Here is a 14899-nt window from a genome sequence, read left to right on the forward strand (position 1 = left end):
GCGGTATAACCGGGGGCGGACCGGGGAGGCGTGATGCGTGAGTCCGACAGGGCCCAGGCCGCGGGGCGGGACGCGGCGCGGGATCTGTTCGAGCAGGTGAGGCTGCGATATTTCCAGATTCCCCCGGCCGTGCGCCGGGTGCTCTACGCCGTGCTGCTCATCGCCGCCATGGGCGTGGGCGCGGCGCTCGGCTGGGATCTGCTGACGACGTTCCCCCTCGTCCTGCTGGCGCTCGCCTTCGTGGCGCTGACCATGCGCTTCCCGCGGGCCGCCGCGACGGCGCTGGTCGTGGCCGGCTGGGTCGTGCTGGTGCTGCCGCTGTTCTCCTGGCGTTTCCCGCCCGGATCCATGGCGCTGCACGCGATGGTCGCGCTGGCCCTGCCCGTGGCCGCCGCCTCCCACCTCATCCGCTGGGTCACGCCGTGGGTGAGCACGCTGGCGGCGCTCGTGCCCGCCGGGGTGCTGGCCTTCGGGCTCTCCTTCCTGTCGGCCGCCGCCGCGCTCTGGGGCGCCTGCGCGGCGGCCGTCGTCATGCTGGTCTACCGGTTCCTCCAGGCGCGCCGGGCCAAGGCCGAGCTGTCCGCCGAGGAGCAGCAGGTGCGCGTGCGCGCCCGCGAGAGCCGTCCCGAGCAGCAGGCCGACAAGGCGGGGGCGCCGCCGCAGATCTCCGTCGAGGACGCGCTGGCCGAGCTGGAGGGCATGATCGGGCTGGCGCCGGTCAAGGAGCAGGTCCGCTCGATCGCCGCCTCCATCGAGGCCACCCGGCTGCGGGCCGAGGCCGGCTACACCGCCGAACGCCCGACCAGGCATTTCGTCTTCGTCGGCCCGCCGGGCACCGGCAAGACCAGCGTGGCCCGCGCGCTGGCCAAGATCTTCTACGCGTTCGGCCTGCTGGAGACCCCCTACGTGGTCGAGGCGCAGCGGGCCGACCTGGTGGGCGAGTTCCTGGGCGCGACCGCGATCAAGACCAACGAGCTGGTCGACCGGGCGCTCGGCGGCGTGCTGTTCATCGACGAGGCCTACGGCCTGGTCAACTCCTCCGACGGCCAGCCCGACAGGTTCGGCGCCGAGGCCGTGCAGACCCTGCTCAAGCGGGCCGAGGACGACCGCGAGCGCCTGATCATCATCCTGGCCGGCTACGAGCAGGAGATGGCCGGGTTCCTGTCCAGCAACCCCGGCCTGGCCAGCCGGTTCGCCACCCGCGTGCGCTTCCCCAGCTACTCGGCCCCCGAGCTGGCCGAGATCACCGAGGTGCTCCAGCGGCGCAGGGGCGACACGATGGGCCCCGACACCGGGCGCGCCCTGCTCGGCCTCTTCGAAGACGTCCAGCGGCGCGGCCTGGTCGACGAGCTGGGCAACGCCCGGTTCGTGCGCAGCCTGGTCGAGGCCGCCGCGCAGGCCAGGGACGTCCGGGTGGTGGGCGCCGGCGGCACCCCGACCACACAGGACCTGGTGACCACCACCACGCCCGACGTGACGAAGGCGTTCGAGGAGCTGACCGCCCGCTTCCGCGGCTACGTGGCCACGCCCACGCTGGAGGAGGCGCTGGCCGACCTCGACACGATGGCCGGTCTGGAGCCGGTCAAGCGGCAGGTGCACGCCATCGCCGCCCAGCTCCAGGTGGCCCGCATGCGGCAGGAGCGCGGGCTGCCCACGCCGCCGCAGATGCGCCACTTCGTGTTCGCCGGGCCGCCCGGCACGGGCAAGACCACCGTCGCGCGGGTGCTCGGCCGCGTCTTCGCCGCGCTCGGCCTGCTGGCCAGGCCCGACGTCGTCGAGGCCCATCGCGCCGACCTGGTCGGCCAGCACCTCGGCGCCACCGCGATCAAGACCAACGAGCTGGTCGACCGGGCGCTCGGCGGCGTGCTGTTCATCGACGAGGCCTACAGCCTGGTCAACCCCGGCTACGCGGGCGGCGACGCCTTCGGCTCGGAGGCCGTCCAGACCCTGCTCAAACGGGCCGAGGACGACCGCGACCGGCTGGTCATCGTGCTGGCCGGCTACCCGCGCGAGATGGACTCCTTCCTGGCCACCAACCCCGGCCTGGCCAGCCGGTTCAACCAGCGCGTGGCCTTCCCCAGCTACTCCCCGCGCGAGCTGTCGCAGATCGCGGTGCTGCTGGCGGGCAAGGCCGGCGACAACTTCGACGAGCAGGCCCTGCGCGACCTCGACGAGGTGTTCGCCTGGGTGTGCGAGGAGCGGCTGATCGACGGCCTGGGCAACGGCCGCTTCGCCCGGTCGCTGTTCGAGCGGGCCGCGATGCGCCGCGACGTGCGCCTGGCCGCCCAGGCGTCGGGCGGCGGGTCGGCCAGCTCCGCCGACCTCACGACGATCACCAGCGACGACGTGCGCACCGCCGTGGACGAACTTTCCGGACGTTAACCCCTCTTTGGCATTTCCGCGCGCCACGATGCTGCCGCCTGTAGCAGTATGACTACCTATCGTGTGCGTCCGGGAGGGGGACGATGGCGGGGTTCCTGGCCCGCAGGCTGCTCAACTACGTGGTGCTGGTCGGCGTGGCCGCGAGCCTGGCGTACCTGCTGGCCGCCGGGGCGCTCGACCCGCGTTCCAACTACGCCGACCGCACCCCCAAGCCGCCGCCCGCCGTCGTCGACGCCCAGCTCACCGCGCTCAACCTCAACGACAAGACCCCGCTGCTGCAGCGCTACGCCACGTGGGCGTCGGGGGTGCTGCACGGCGACTTCGGCAAGACGGTCACCGGCTCGCCCGTCAACGAGGACCTCAGGCGGCGGATGGGGGTCACCTTCCGGCTGGTGATCCTGGGGCTGCTCTTCGGGAGCCTGCTGGGGGTGCTGGTGGGCGCGTACGCGGCGGTCAGGCAGTACGGCTGGTTCGACCGGCTCTCGACGGGCCTGTCGTTCGTCGTGCTCGCGGTGCCGGTCGTGGTGCTGGCCAACATGCTGATCCTGGCCGGCGCCTGGGCCAACGACAACGTCTTCGGCCGCCAGGTGCTGCTGGTCAGCGGCGAGTACAGCGCCGGCCTGGAGACCGGCTTCTGGGGGTACGCGCTCGACCGGCTGCAACACCTGATCCTGCCGACGGTCTCGCTGTCCGTGGGCCTGGTCGCGATCTTCAGCCGCTACCAGCGCAACATGATGCTCGACGTGCTCGGCGCCGACTTCGTCCGTACGGCCAGGGCCAAGGGGCTGAGCAGGCGCAAGGCGCTGACCCGGCACGCGCTGCGCACCGCGCTGATCCCGGTGGCCACCTACTTCGCCTTCACGTTCGGCAGCCTGCTGACCGGGGCCACCTTCACCGAGAAGATCTTCGGCTGGCACGGGCTGGGCGAGCAGCTGATCAACTCGATCTTCACCAACGACGTCAACACCGTGGCGGCGATCTCCTTCCTGGCCGCCGTGGCCGTGCTGTGCGCCGCGCTCGCCTCCGACCTGCTGCACGCCGCGCTCGATCCGAGGGTGCGGGCGTGATGACGCTCTCGGAGGAGGAGCTGGCGGAGGAGCTGACCGGCGACCTGGGCCGGGCGCCGTCGCGGCTGCGGGTGGTGGCCGGGCGCTTCTTCCGCTCGCCGCAGGGGCTGGCCGGGTTCGCGGTGCTGGCGCTGATGTTCCTGCTGGCGTTCGTCGGGCCGCTGTTCAGCCGGTGGTCCTACACCGACAAGGACTTCACGGCGTTCCTGCAGCCGCCCTCGGCCCAGCACTGGTTCGGAACGCTCCAGACGGGCGCCGACGTCTACGCGGTGACCCTGCGCGGCATGCAGAAGTCGCTGATCGTGGGCCTGCTGGCGGCGCTGGTCTCCACCGCGGTCGCGGCCGTGGTGGGCGCCTTCTCCGGCTACTTCCCGGGCTGGACCGACCGGGCGCTGAGCTGGGTCACCGACCTGCTGCTCGTGCTGCCCGCCTTCCTCATCCTGGCGATCATGTCGCCGCTGTTCGGGGCCGGGCAGTGGGTGCTGTTCGTGATCATGCTGGCGCTGTTCCTGTGGATGGTGACCTCGAAGATCGTCCGGGGGATGACGATCTCGCTGAAGGAGCGCGAGTACATCCAGGCCGCCCGCTTCATGGGCGTGCCGCCGGTGCGGATCATCTTCCGGCACGTCATCCCCAACCTGTCCTCGCTGCTCATCGTCGACGCCACGCTCAACGTCAGCGCGGCCATCCTGACCGAGACCTCGCTGTCGTACTTCGGGTTCGGCATCCAGCCGCCCGACGTCTCCTTCGGCACGCTGATCGCCGACGGCTCGCGCACGGCGGTCTACGCGCCGTGGACGTTCTGGTTCGTGGCCGGGCTGCTGGTGGTGACCGTGCTGGCGGTCAACCTCATCGGCGACGCGCTGCGCGACGCCTTCGACCCGGCGGCGCGGCGATGAGGCCCGCGGCGAACCCGGTCCTGGAGGTCAGCGACCTCCACGTGTCCTTCGGCGACGTACGCGCGGTGCGCGGGGTCAGCTACTCGGTGAGCCCGGGTGAGGTGCTGGGCATCGTGGGCGAGTCCGGGTCGGGCAAGTCGGTCACCTCGGCCGCCGTCATGGGCCTGCTGCCGCCGAGCGCCCGGGTGACCGGGTCGGTGCGCCTGCACGGCAAGGAGCTGGTCGGCGCCCCCGAGCGGGAGCTGACCCGCTTCCGCGGCAAGACCGTGTCGATGGTGTTCCAGGACCCCCTGTCGGCGCTCACGCCGGTCTACCGGGTGGGCGACCAGATCGCCGAGGCCGTCCGCGTCCATCAGCGGGTGAGCAAGGAGAACGCCGCGGTCAAGGCCGTCGAGCTGCTGGAGCTGGTCGGCATCCCGTCGCCGAGCGAGCGGGCGCTGGCCTTCCCGCACGAGTTCTCCGGCGGCATGCGGCAGCGCGTGATGATCGCGATGGCCATCGCCAACGATCCCGACGTGATCATCTGCGACGAGCCCACCACCGCGCTCGACGTGACCATCCAGGCGCAGGTGCTGGAGGTGCTGAAGAAGGCCCAGCGGGAGACCGGCGCGGCGATCATCATGATCACGCACGATCTCGGCGTGGTGGCCGGGTTCGCCGACCGGGTCCTGGTCATGTACGCCGGCCGCCCGGTCGAGGTGGGCGACGTCGACGACATCTACTACCGGATGCGCATGCCGTACACGGCGGGGCTGCTGGCCTCGATCCCGCGGGTCGACCGCGGCGGGCGGCAGCCGCTGGTCCCGATCGCCGGGAACCCGCCCTCCCCCGCCGCGCTGCCGCCGGGCTGCCCGTTCGCGCCGCGCTGCCCGCTGAAGATCGACGCGTGCGACGAGGCCGAGCCTCCGCTGTTCGACGTGGGGGTGGGCCACCGGGCGGCGTGCATCCGCTGGGAGGTCGTACGCCCCGAGGCCCCCGGCCGTCACGCGGCCCTGGAGCCCGTCGCGCCCGCGGTCCGCGGCGAGCAGACGGTGCTGGAGGTCGACGGCCTGGTCAAGGACTTCCCGCTGCTCAAGGGGGCGCTGTTCAAGCGCAGGGTCGGCACGGTGCACGCCGTGGCCGGCGTCAGCTTCGACATCCGCCGGGGCGAGACCCTGGGGCTGGTCGGCGAGTCGGGCAGCGGCAAGACCACCACGCTCACCCAGATCCTGGAGCTCGTCCCGCCGCAGGAGGGGCGCGTGGTCGTGCTCGGCCGCGACACCGCCCGCCTCGACGGCGCCGAGCGCACCGCGGTCCGGCGGGACATGCAGGTGGTCTTCCAGGACCCGATGGCCTCCCTCGACCCGCGCATGACGGTCTACGACATCCTGGCCGAGCCGCTGCGCACCCACGGGCAGCGGCGGCCGGCCCGGCGGGTGGGCGAGCTGCTCGCGCTGGTCGGCCTCGACCCGGCGCACGCCGCCCGCTACCCACAGGACTTCTCCGGCGGGCAGCGGCAGCGCATCGGCATCGCCAGGGCGCTGGCGCTGGAGCCCAGGCTGCTGGTGCTGGACGAGCCGGTCTCGGCACTCGACGTGTCGATCCAGGCGGGGGTCATCAACCTGCTGGGCTCGCTGCGTGACAGGCTCGGGCTGTCGTACCTGTTCGTCGCGCACGACCTGGCCGTGGTGCGCTACATCGCCGACCGGGTGGCGGTCATGTACCTGGGCAGGATCGCCGAGATCGGGCAGGTCGACGCGGTCTACGGGGCTCCGGCGCATCCGTACACGCAGGCCCTGCTGTCGGCGATCCCGCTGCCCGACCCGGCCCGTGAGCGCGTACGCGAGCGCATCCTGCTCGAAGGCGACCTGCCCAGTCCGGCCCATCCTCCGACGGGCTGCCGCTTCCGCACCCGGTGCCCGAAGTTCCGCTCGGTGCTCACCGACGACGAGCGCGCGCTGTGCGTGGGCGTCGAGCCGGAGGTGCTGCCGGTGGCCGACGACCAGGGGGCGGCCTGCCATTACGCCGAGAGGCTCGACGTCGTCTAGATCAGGAGGAATGCGCTCGATGAAAGCTTCACGTCTTGTCGTGGCCGTCGCCGTGACGGGCTCGCTGTCGCTGGTGAGCTGTGGCGGCGGCGGCTCGGGGGGCGGCTCGACGAGCGGCACGCAAGGTGCGCACAAGACCATCAGGGCCTTCGACATCAACCCGCAGCCGCGCGACAAGGTCAAGGACGGCGGCACGCTGCGCTGGGGCATCAACGAGTTCCCCAGCCAGTGGAACAGGAACCACGTCGACGGCAACCTGGCGGTGGCGGCCGTGATCAGCAACGCGCTGCTGCCCTCGCCGTTCGTCTCCGACGAGAAGGCGGAGATCACCGTCGACCGCGACTACGTGCTCGACGCCAAGGTCACCGACCAGAGCCCGAAGCAGGTCGTCACGTACACCCTCAACCCCAAGGCCAAGTGGTCGGACGGGCAGCCGATCACGTGGGCCGACTACCAGGCCCAGTGGCAGGCGCTCAACGGCCGCAACCCCGACTTCCACATCGTCTCGGCCACCGGCTACCAGGACATCGAGAAGGTCGAGCGGGGCAAGGACGACCACGAGGTGAAGGTCACCTTCGTCAAGCCGTTCGGCGACTGGCAGTCGCTGTTCGGGCCGCTGCTGCCGGCCGCGACGAACCGGACCCCGCAGGCCTTCAACACCTCCTGGCTGAACAAGATCCCGGTGACCGCCGGGCCGTTCAAGTTCAAGGGCTTCGACCAGACGGCCAAGACCATCACGATCGTCCGGGACGACACCTGGTGGGGCGACCGGGCCAAGCTCGACCAGATCATCTACCGGGCCTCGGAGCAGGACTCGCTGATCGGCGCGTTCAGCAACGGGGAGCTCGACCTCATCGACGTGGGGCCCTCCGCGCCCGACTACGCGCGGGCCAGGTCCACGCAGGGCGCGCAGGTGCGCCAGGCCGCCGGGCCCGACTTCCGGCACTTCACCTTCAACGGGTCGAGCGAGCTGCTCAAGGACGTCAACGTGCGGCAGGCCATCCAGCTCGGCATCAACCGGCAGGCCATCGCGCAGTCCGACCTCCAGGGGCTCGACTGGCCGATCGAGCCGCTGAACAACCACTTCTTCATGAACACCCAGGAGGGATATCTGGACAACGCCGGAAGTCTCGGCGTCTACAACCCCGACCGCGCCAAGCAGATGCTCGACGCGGCCGGCTGGAAGCTGAACGGAGCCGTCAGGCAGAAGAACGGGCAGCCGCTCGACCTGCGGTTCGTGGTGCCGTCGGGGGTGCAGCTGAGCAAGTCGGAGGGTGAGCTGGCCCAGAACATGCTGGCCCAGATCGGGGTGAAGCTCACGATCAAGGCGGTGCCGAGCGACGACTTCTTCACCAAGTACGTCATCCCCGGCAACTTCGACATAACGCCCTTCGCCTACATCGGCACGCCTTATCCGATTTCGAGCAGCTACGGGATCTACGCGAACTCAGCGAACGGCAAGACCTGGAACGCCAACTTCGGCCGGACGGGCTCGCCGGAGATCGACCAGGCCATGGACAAGGCGGCCCAGAACCTCGACCCGGCGGCGGCCCGCACCCAGACGAACGAGGCCGACGGGCTGATCTGGAAGCTGGTCAACGTTTTGCCGCTCTACCAGCGTCCGCAGAACGTGGCGGCCAGGCAGACCCTGGCCAACGTCGGCGCGCGCGGCTTCTACGACCTGCGCTACGAGGACATCGGCTTCACCGGCTGACCCGCGCCCAGCGCTCCACGGCCGGCTTCACGCCGAGCCCGATGAAGATGCCGCCCGTCGCCACGTCCACCCGGCGGCGGGCGGCGGGTCGACGGACTGCGGGAGGAAGGCGACCGGAACGGCCGCGAGGAGCGCGGATGTACGGACTGTCGGTGGGAGACGGTAGAAGTGACGCATGACGATGGACCTCACCTGGCCGCAGATCCTCGCCTGGCGGCTGCGCAGGCAGTTCGTGGCGGCGGCCGACGGGCCCGACGCGGTCTCGGTGGTGCGCCGGCTGTGCGGGGTGCAGGCGCAGGTCGCCTCCTCGGCCCAGCTCGCGGTGGCGGTCCGGAGCGCCCGGCCCGTCCCCGGCGAGATCGACCAGGCCCTGTGGGCCGACCGTGCCCTGGTCAAGACCTGGCTCATGCGCGGCACCCTCCACCTGGTGCCCGCCGACGAGCTGGCCGGCCTGTGCGCGGCGCTGAGCACGCTGCGCTTCTGGGAGAAGGGCTCCTGGCAGCGCGGCCACGGCGTGACCGCCGCCGAGATCGAGGCCGTCATCGAGGCCGTCCCTGAGGCGTTGAAGGGCGCGCCGCTGACCCGCGAGGAGCTGGTCGAGGAGGTCGTGGCGCTGACCGGGCAGGCCCATCTGCGCGAGGCGCTGACGTCCGGGTGGGGGGCGCTGCTCAAGCCGCTGAGCCGCCTGGGCGAGCTGTGCTACGGGCCGCCCCGCGAGGGCAAGGTGACCTTCACCGCGCCGCGATCGTGGGTCCCGGGCTGGCCGGGGGTGCTCCCCGACCAGGAAGAGGCCGGGGTGCGGGTGCTGCGGGCGTTCCTGGGCGCCCATGGGCCGGCCACGCCGGAGATGTTCGACACCTGGCTGTTCGGCGGCGTGGCCAGGAAGGCGGTGCTCAGGGGGTGGGTCAAGGGGCTGGCCCCCGAGCTGGTGGAAATCAGGGCCGACGACGGCACGGTTCTCCACGCGCTGGCCGAGCACGCCGACGACCTGGCCGCCACCCGGCCCTCGGCGGACGTCCACCTGCTGCCGGGCTTCGACCAGTTCATCCTGGGCGCGCCGCGTACCCTCGCCCCGCTCGTCCCGCCGCCGCTCAAGCCGAAGGTCAGCCGTCAGGCGGGCTGGATCTCGCCCGTGGTGGTGCACGAGGGGCGGGTGGCCGGCGTCTGGGAGGCCAAGGGCGGCGCCATCACGCTCGACCTCGCCGCCCCGGTGCCTCAGGACGCGCTCGACCGCTCCCTGAGCCGCATGCGGTCGCTGCTGGATCTCAAGGAGGCGTAGCGCCCGCGGGTCAGGCGGACGTGCTCGCCATCACCCGGTCGACGATGCCCTTGTTGCCCTCCTCGCGGGCGCAGTGGGCGCAGCAGTACCAGTGCTCGCCCGACTGCACGCCGTGGCCGATGACCTTGGTGCCGCAGTGCTCGCAGATCGGCGCCATGGCCTCGATCGCGCACTGGAAGCAGTCGAAGGTGTGCACCGCGCCCTGCGCGTGCACCTCGAAGGCCATGTCGTAGTCGTTGCCGCAGTTGTCGCAGACGGCCATGGTGATCCCCTCTTCACGGTCCGATCACCTCGGGCAATACCCGGATCCGTGGTGCGCTTTCCCCAACGAAGCACCATATTCAGGCTGATTCACCATCGATGACGGCGAAGCGTGCGATCAGCGGCAGCCCCAGCAGGCCGAGCGCGGCGAGCGCGACGGGCAGCCCGAACGGCCCGGTCAGGCCCGCCACCAGCAGCGGGCTGACGACGAACCCGGTGTAGGAGACGGTGGACACGCCCCACACCAGCGTCCCGGTGGGGTCGTCGGCGGCCGCACGGCTGAGCAGGGCGGGCACCAGCGGCCCGAGCGTCAGCCCGGTCAGGGCGAAGCCCGCCATGGACAGCGGCACGCCGCCGCCGAGCCCGGCCAGGGCGATCCCGGCCGCGCCGCCCGCGCCGGCGACCAGGTACAACGCGCGCAGCGGCACCGGGGGCAGCGTATGTGCGGCGATCCGGCCGGCCGTGAGCGCGGCCATGTAGACCGAGGGCGCGAGGCTGGCCGTCAGGGGCGTGGCGTCCCGGTGCTCCTCCAGCAGGAGCACCGACCACTGCTCCACCGCGTTCTCGATCACCAGCACGCAGCCGGCCAGCGTCCCGAGCAGCAGCGCGAGCCCCCACAGCCGGTGTCCCGCGCGGGGGTCGCCGGAGGGCGCGGGCCGGCCGCGTCCGACGGGCAGGGCCGGCAGCGACAGGGACGTCGCCGCCACCAGCAGCCCGATCACCACGAGCACGGTCCCGGTGTGCACCCCGAGCGACCGGGCCAGGCCGGCGAGCGGGGCGGCCACGATGACCGCGACCGGGAAGGCCGCGTGCACCACCTGGAAGAGCCGCCGGCCGCTCTCGCGCTCGACGCGTCCCGTGGTCAGGTTGAGCGTGACGTCGAGCGCGCCGCTGGCCGCGCCGAGCAGCAGCAGCGCGGCCGCGAGCTGCCAGGGCCCGGTGACGGCGGCGAGCCCCGCCACGGTGAGCCCGAACAGCGCGGTCGCCGCCATGAGGGCCCGGCGCTCGCGTCCGCGGGCCAGCCGGCCGGTCAGCGCCATCGCGGGCAGGGCTCCGATCGGCACGGCGCTCAGCGCCGCGCCGATCTGCGCCGCCGAGAGGCCCAGCTCCAGCTTGACCGCCGGCAGCAGGGCCGACCAGGCTCCCCAGAACACGGCCCAGACGGCGGACACCGCGATGAGCGGCATTCACCAACCCCCTTGAATTACGGTCAAGTCTCGGTAAAGATCGACGACGTCCTTTTATCCCCCGCCGAAGGGAATATCGTGCTGACGCGCACGGTCATCGCGGCCGGTCTGGTCGCCGCCGGTATCGCCGCCGTCCCCTCCTCCGCCTACGCCGCCTCGGCCACCTCCGCCTCCGCCGCTTCCTCCGCCGAGACGCCCGAGCGCGTCTGCGGCGCGGGCTACCAGCGGGTGCGGGACGGCCACCGCGCGATGAAGACGCGCGACGGAGCGGTTCTCGGACACGTCTACCTGATGTACAACAAGCGCGCCGGCAAGAACTGCGTCGCGGCGATCAAGATCGCCTACCGCGGTACCCGTACGGTCACCGGCGCCTCCATCGAGGTCCGCGGCGGCGGCCGGAGCGAGGACGTGCAGCGTTACCGCTTCTACGCCGAGACCGGCCACATCGACGGTAGCTGGAAGTGCGTGAAGTACGCGGGTTGGACGCGCACCCCGGACAACCGCGTCGAGGCGTGGGGCGGCCGCAGCTCCTGGGGCAACTGCGCGGGCTGAGACCAGAGAATTCCCCTCCCGGAGCTGTCACATCGCGCGGGGCCGCCTCGTCCTGTGTCATGGAAGCCGTCATGGAAGCGGACGACACAGGGAGGATCACCATGACCCAGCGCATCGACATCGCCAAGCTCGCCCCGGAGGCGTACCGGGGGTTCCTGGCGGTGGAGGCGTACATGCACGGCAGCGACCTGCCCGCGGCCACGATCGAGCTGGTCAAGCTGCGGGCCAGCCAGATCAACGGCTGCGGCTACTGCGTGCACATGCACAGCAGGGACATGAAGAAGGCCGGGGAGAGCGACGAGCGGCTGTGGTCGGTCGCGGCCTGGCGGGAGGCCACGGTCTTCACCCCCGCCGAGCGGGCGGCCCTGGCGCTGACCGAGGAGGCGACCCGCCTGGCCGACCGCGGCGAGGCCGTGCCGGACGAGGTGTGGGAGCAGGCGGCCGAGCACTATGACGAGAAGCAGCTCGCCGCGCTTGTCGTCTCCATCGCGATGATCAACGCCTGGAACCGGGTCGGCGTGACCGCCCGCCTGGTTCCGGGGACCTGACGCGCGTCAGAGTCCTGGGATCCACGAGCAGGAGACGTCCGCAGCCGCCGGCCGAGCCGGATCTGTGCACCCCCTCGGGGCGAAAGTTGCCCTATTAGCTACCCTTTACAGCGAACTTACGGCTGTATCGGTAGATAACAGAGGTAACAGGAACATCACGGGGGGGCTCACATGAAGAGGCTTGCGGTCGTGCCGCCGCACGTCGCCAGGCACAAGATCCGCGACATCCGGGCGGCGGCCCGCCGCAGAAGCGCCGTGACCGCCGACCCCAAGGTGGTCGACCTGCGGGCCTACAGCGGCCAGAACGTGCTCCACTTCCCCAGCGGGCCGACGCCCGCCGCCTGACCCGCACGATCCCGCACTCCCGAGGTCCGACGGCACCGGCTCCCCCCGCCGGCCGTACGGATCAGCCGTAGAGCCTCTTGGCGTAGGACTCGCTGTAGTACGACTCCAACTGCTCCAGCGTCTCCTCCACGACCTGGACCTCCTTGATCAGCCTGGCGTGCGAGGGCAGGGCGGAGGGGTTCCAGGAGTCGGGCGTCCAGAGCTGCGAGCGCATGAACGCCTTGGCGCAGTGGAAGAAGATCTGCTCGATCTCCACCACCAGGGCGAGCCGCGGCCGGTGGCCCTTGACGATCATCTCGTCGAAGAACGGCGCCTCGCGCACGAGCCGGGCACGGCCGTTGACGCGCAGGGTCTCGTTGCGGCCGGGGACCACGAAGATCAGCCCGACGTGCGGGTTCCTCAGGACGTTGTGGAACCCGTCGGCCCGGCGGTTCCCCGGACGGTCCGGAATGGCGATCGTGGTGTCGTCGACGACGTGGACGAACCCGGCCGGGTCACCCTTGGGCGAGACGTCGCAGTTGCCCTTGTCGTCGGACGTGGCGATCAGGCAGAGCGGTGAGGCCGCCAGCCAGTCGCGGTCGCGAGCGTGCAGCCGGACCCGCTCCTTGGTCGCGGCCCGCGGCATCACCTCGCCCAGCAGTTCCCGCAACTCCTCCTCGGACCCGATCTCCGCCCAGCTCATCTGATCTCCTTTCGGGGGTTACCGCCCGATTCTGTCAGGAGACCGGGGCGAGCATCCTGTGGGGCTCACGCAACACCATGCTGACCGGGTCGTCCCTGTTGTGCTCCAGGCCGGGGCCGGGGCGCACCTCGATCTCCTCCACCCCGACGACCGTGCCGCACGACGGGCACCGGGACACGGGGTCGAGCCGGGCGCCGCAGGTCACGTGGTGGAACAGGCGGCGCGGCCCGGCCCCGCCGAGGTTGCGCTCGCCCCACTGGGACAGGGCCAGCAGGGGGACCCACAGCTCGCGGCCCACGGCGGTCAGGACGTACTCGTCGCGGGGCGGGTTGTCCTGGTAGCGGCTCTTGACCAGGACGCCGACCTCGACCAGCGCGCCGAGCCGCTGGGACAGGACCGCCCTGGGGATGTCGAGGTGGGCGAGGAAGTCGCCGTAGCGGCGTACGCCGTACATGGCGTCGCGGACCACCAGGAGCGTCCACCGTTCGCCGATCACTTCCAGGGCCCTGGCCAGCGAGCAGTCCTGGCCTTCGTAGTTCTTGCCGAGCGCCATGGAACCCATGTTAGTTCATTCATCGAACCGTGGTACGTTGCGCGAATGAGTTCAATGACCGAACTGACTCGGGTCCGGCCGGGCACGCTCGCCGTGGCGTCCTCGGCGCCCCTGCTGGTGCTGACGAACTACACGGTCCCGATGGTGACGTTGCCGCAGACGGCCGCGTCCCTGGGCGCGGGGGCGACGGGGCCGGTGTGGATGCTGGGCGGGATCTCGCTCGGGCTGTCGGCGCTGCTGCTGGTCTCCGGCGGGCTGGCCGACGACCACGGGCGCAGGCGGGTGCTGGTGTGGGGGTCGGCGGTGCTGGCGGTCGCCGGGGTGGCGGCCGCGCTGAGCACGTCCGTGCCGGTGTTCGTGCTGGCCAGGCTGGTGCAGGGCGGGGCGAGCGCGGCGATGCTGGCCGCCAGCCTGGGCATCGTCGGCCATGCCTACCCCTCCGGCGCCGCGCGGGTGCGGGCCACGGGACTCTACGGCGCCATGATCGGGCTGGGCACGGCGGTGGGCCCGCTGGTCTCCGGCACGCTGGCCATGGCGGTGAGCTGGCGGGCGGTCTACTGGGTGTTGTCGGCCGGCGCGGTCGTCCTGGCGGCGGCGTCGGCGCGCTTGCTGGACGAGTCGCGCTCCCCCGCGCCGCGCCGGTTCGACGTGCCGGGCGTGCTGCTGCTCAGCCTGGGCGTCGGGGCGCTGGTCGCGGGCGTGACCGAAGGGCGTGCCGGGTGGGGGCGTCCGGTGGTGATCGGGGCGTTCGTGCTGGCGGCGGTGCTGGTGGCGGCGTTCGTGGCGGTGGAGCGCCGGCGGCCGGAGCCGCTGCTCGACCTGGAGCTGTTCGGACGGCCGGTGTTCCTGGTCGCCACCGGCGGCGCGCTGGTCGTCGGGGCGGCGGTCGTGGGCCTGCTCAGCTACCTGCCGACCGTGCTGCAGACCGCACACGCGCTGACGCCGTTGCAGACCGGTCTGCTGTTCTGCCTCTGGTCGGGCACGTCGTTCGCGGTGTCGCTGCTGTCCCGGCTGGTACGCCTGCGCACCGCCGCCCGGCTGGCCCTCGGCCTCGGCCTGACCGCGCTCGGGTTCGCGGGCCTGCTGGGTGTGGGCGGCTCGCTGGACCTGCCGCTGGTCGTGGCCGGGCTGGTGGTGAGCGGCGCCGGGTCAGGGCTGATCAACTCCTCGATCACCCATCTGGCGATCGAGAGCGTGCCGGCCCACCGGGTCAGCATGGGGTCGGGCGCCAACAACACCGCCCGGTACGTCGGCTCCTCCCTGGGCGCGGCCGGCGTGGCGGCGGTCGTCGGCGCGTTCGGTGTGGAGCAGGGGGCGACGGTGGCGGTGGCGGCCTGCATCGTGCTGAGCGCGGCCACGGCCCTGGCCGCGCTGCTCACCCGCCCGTGAACCTGACCCGTCAC

The 14899-nt window shown here is 71.9% G+C and carries 14 protein-coding genes; 10 read left to right on the forward strand and 4 right to left on the reverse strand.

Annotated features, from left to right (window positions below):
* Positions 1-33: 33 nt before the first annotated feature.
* From ABZ815_RS16830 to ABZ815_RS16855, 6 genes are all read left to right on the forward strand, one after another.
* Positions 34-2382 carry an AAA family ATPase gene (locus ABZ815_RS16830; RefSeq protein ID WP_357698602.1) on the forward strand — a complete coding sequence of 783 codons (2349 nt, stop codon included), beginning with the start codon at positions 34-36 and terminating at the stop codon, positions 2380-2382.
* A gap of 83 nt (positions 2383-2465) precedes the next feature.
* Positions 2466-3449 carry an ABC transporter permease gene (locus ABZ815_RS16835; RefSeq protein ID WP_357698605.1) on the forward strand — a complete coding sequence of 328 codons (984 nt, stop codon included), beginning with the start codon at positions 2466-2468 and terminating at the stop codon, positions 3447-3449.
* Positions 3449-4348 (forward strand): ABC transporter permease, encoded by a 900-nt coding sequence (locus tag ABZ815_RS16840; protein WP_357698943.1) that lies wholly within the window; start codon positions 3449-3451, stop codon positions 4346-4348. The genes ABZ815_RS16835 and ABZ815_RS16840 overlap by 1 nt, the downstream gene beginning before the upstream one ends.
* Complete coding sequence (locus ABZ815_RS16845; RefSeq protein WP_357698607.1) at positions 4345-6375, forward strand: ABC transporter ATP-binding protein; 2031 nt, start codon at positions 4345-4347, stop codon at positions 6373-6375. The genes ABZ815_RS16840 and ABZ815_RS16845 overlap by 4 nt, the downstream gene beginning before the upstream one ends.
* A 19-nt stretch (positions 6376-6394) precedes the next feature.
* Positions 6395-8089 carry an ABC transporter family substrate-binding protein gene (locus ABZ815_RS16850; RefSeq protein WP_357698609.1) on the forward strand — a complete coding sequence of 565 codons (1695 nt, stop codon included), beginning with the start codon at positions 6395-6397 and terminating at the stop codon, positions 8087-8089.
* A 175-nt stretch (positions 8090-8264) separates the two neighbouring features.
* A complete protein-coding gene (locus ABZ815_RS16855) occupies positions 8265-9368 on the forward strand; it encodes a winged helix DNA-binding domain-containing protein (protein ID WP_357698612.1) in 1104 nt (367 codons plus the stop codon).
* 10 nt (positions 9369-9378) lie between these two features.
* Here ABZ815_RS16855 and ABZ815_RS16860 read toward each other — a convergent pair whose 3' ends face one another.
* Entirely contained in the window at positions 9379-9630 is a 252-nt protein-coding gene (locus ABZ815_RS16860; RefSeq protein WP_357698615.1) for a hypothetical protein, read from the reverse strand.
* Between the two features lie 79 nt (positions 9631-9709).
* Positions 9710-10816 (reverse strand): MFS transporter, encoded by a 1107-nt coding sequence (locus ABZ815_RS16865; RefSeq protein WP_357698617.1) that lies wholly within the window; start codon positions 10814-10816, stop codon positions 9710-9712.
* Positions 10817-10894: 78 nt separating this feature from the next.
* Here ABZ815_RS16865 and ABZ815_RS16870 point away from each other — a divergent pair, with 78 nt between their 5' ends.
* From ABZ815_RS16870 to ABZ815_RS16880, 3 genes are all read left to right on the forward strand, one after another.
* The gene (locus ABZ815_RS16870; protein ID WP_357698620.1) at positions 10895-11368 is read left to right on the forward strand and encodes a hypothetical protein; all 474 of its coding nucleotides are present in this window, start codon (positions 10895-10897) and stop codon (positions 11366-11368) included.
* A 101-nt stretch (positions 11369-11469) separates the two neighbouring features.
* Positions 11470-11916: a carboxymuconolactone decarboxylase family protein gene (locus ABZ815_RS16875; RefSeq protein WP_357698622.1), complete on the forward strand. Its 447-nt coding sequence runs from the start codon at positions 11470-11472 to the stop codon at positions 11914-11916.
* 171 nt (positions 11917-12087) lie between these two features.
* Positions 12088-12261, forward strand: coding sequence for a hypothetical protein (locus ABZ815_RS16880; RefSeq protein WP_357698625.1), 174 nt, complete (start codon positions 12088-12090; stop codon positions 12259-12261).
* Between the two features lie 61 nt (positions 12262-12322).
* Here ABZ815_RS16880 and ABZ815_RS16885 read toward each other — a convergent pair whose 3' ends face one another.
* Positions 12323-12943, reverse strand: coding sequence for a pyridoxamine 5'-phosphate oxidase family protein (locus tag ABZ815_RS16885; protein WP_357698627.1), 621 nt, complete (start codon positions 12941-12943; stop codon positions 12323-12325).
* A 34-nt stretch (positions 12944-12977) separates the two neighbouring features.
* On the reverse strand, positions 12978-13496 hold the full coding sequence (locus ABZ815_RS16890) for a helix-turn-helix domain-containing protein (RefSeq protein WP_357698629.1): 519 nt from the start codon (positions 13494-13496) through the stop codon (positions 12978-12980).
* Positions 13497-13550: 54 nt separating this feature from the next.
* Here ABZ815_RS16890 and ABZ815_RS16895 point away from each other — a divergent pair, with 54 nt between their 5' ends.
* Positions 13551-14885: an MFS transporter gene (locus ABZ815_RS16895; protein WP_357698631.1), complete on the forward strand. Its 1335-nt coding sequence runs from the start codon at positions 13551-13553 to the stop codon at positions 14883-14885.
* Positions 14886-14899 lie beyond the last annotated feature (14 nt).

Origin of the sequence: Nonomuraea sp. NPDC047529, assembly GCF_040642995.1 — a bacterium.
In the GTDB taxonomy this organism is placed as follows: domain Bacteria; phylum Actinomycetota; class Actinomycetes; order Streptosporangiales; family Streptosporangiaceae; genus Nonomuraea.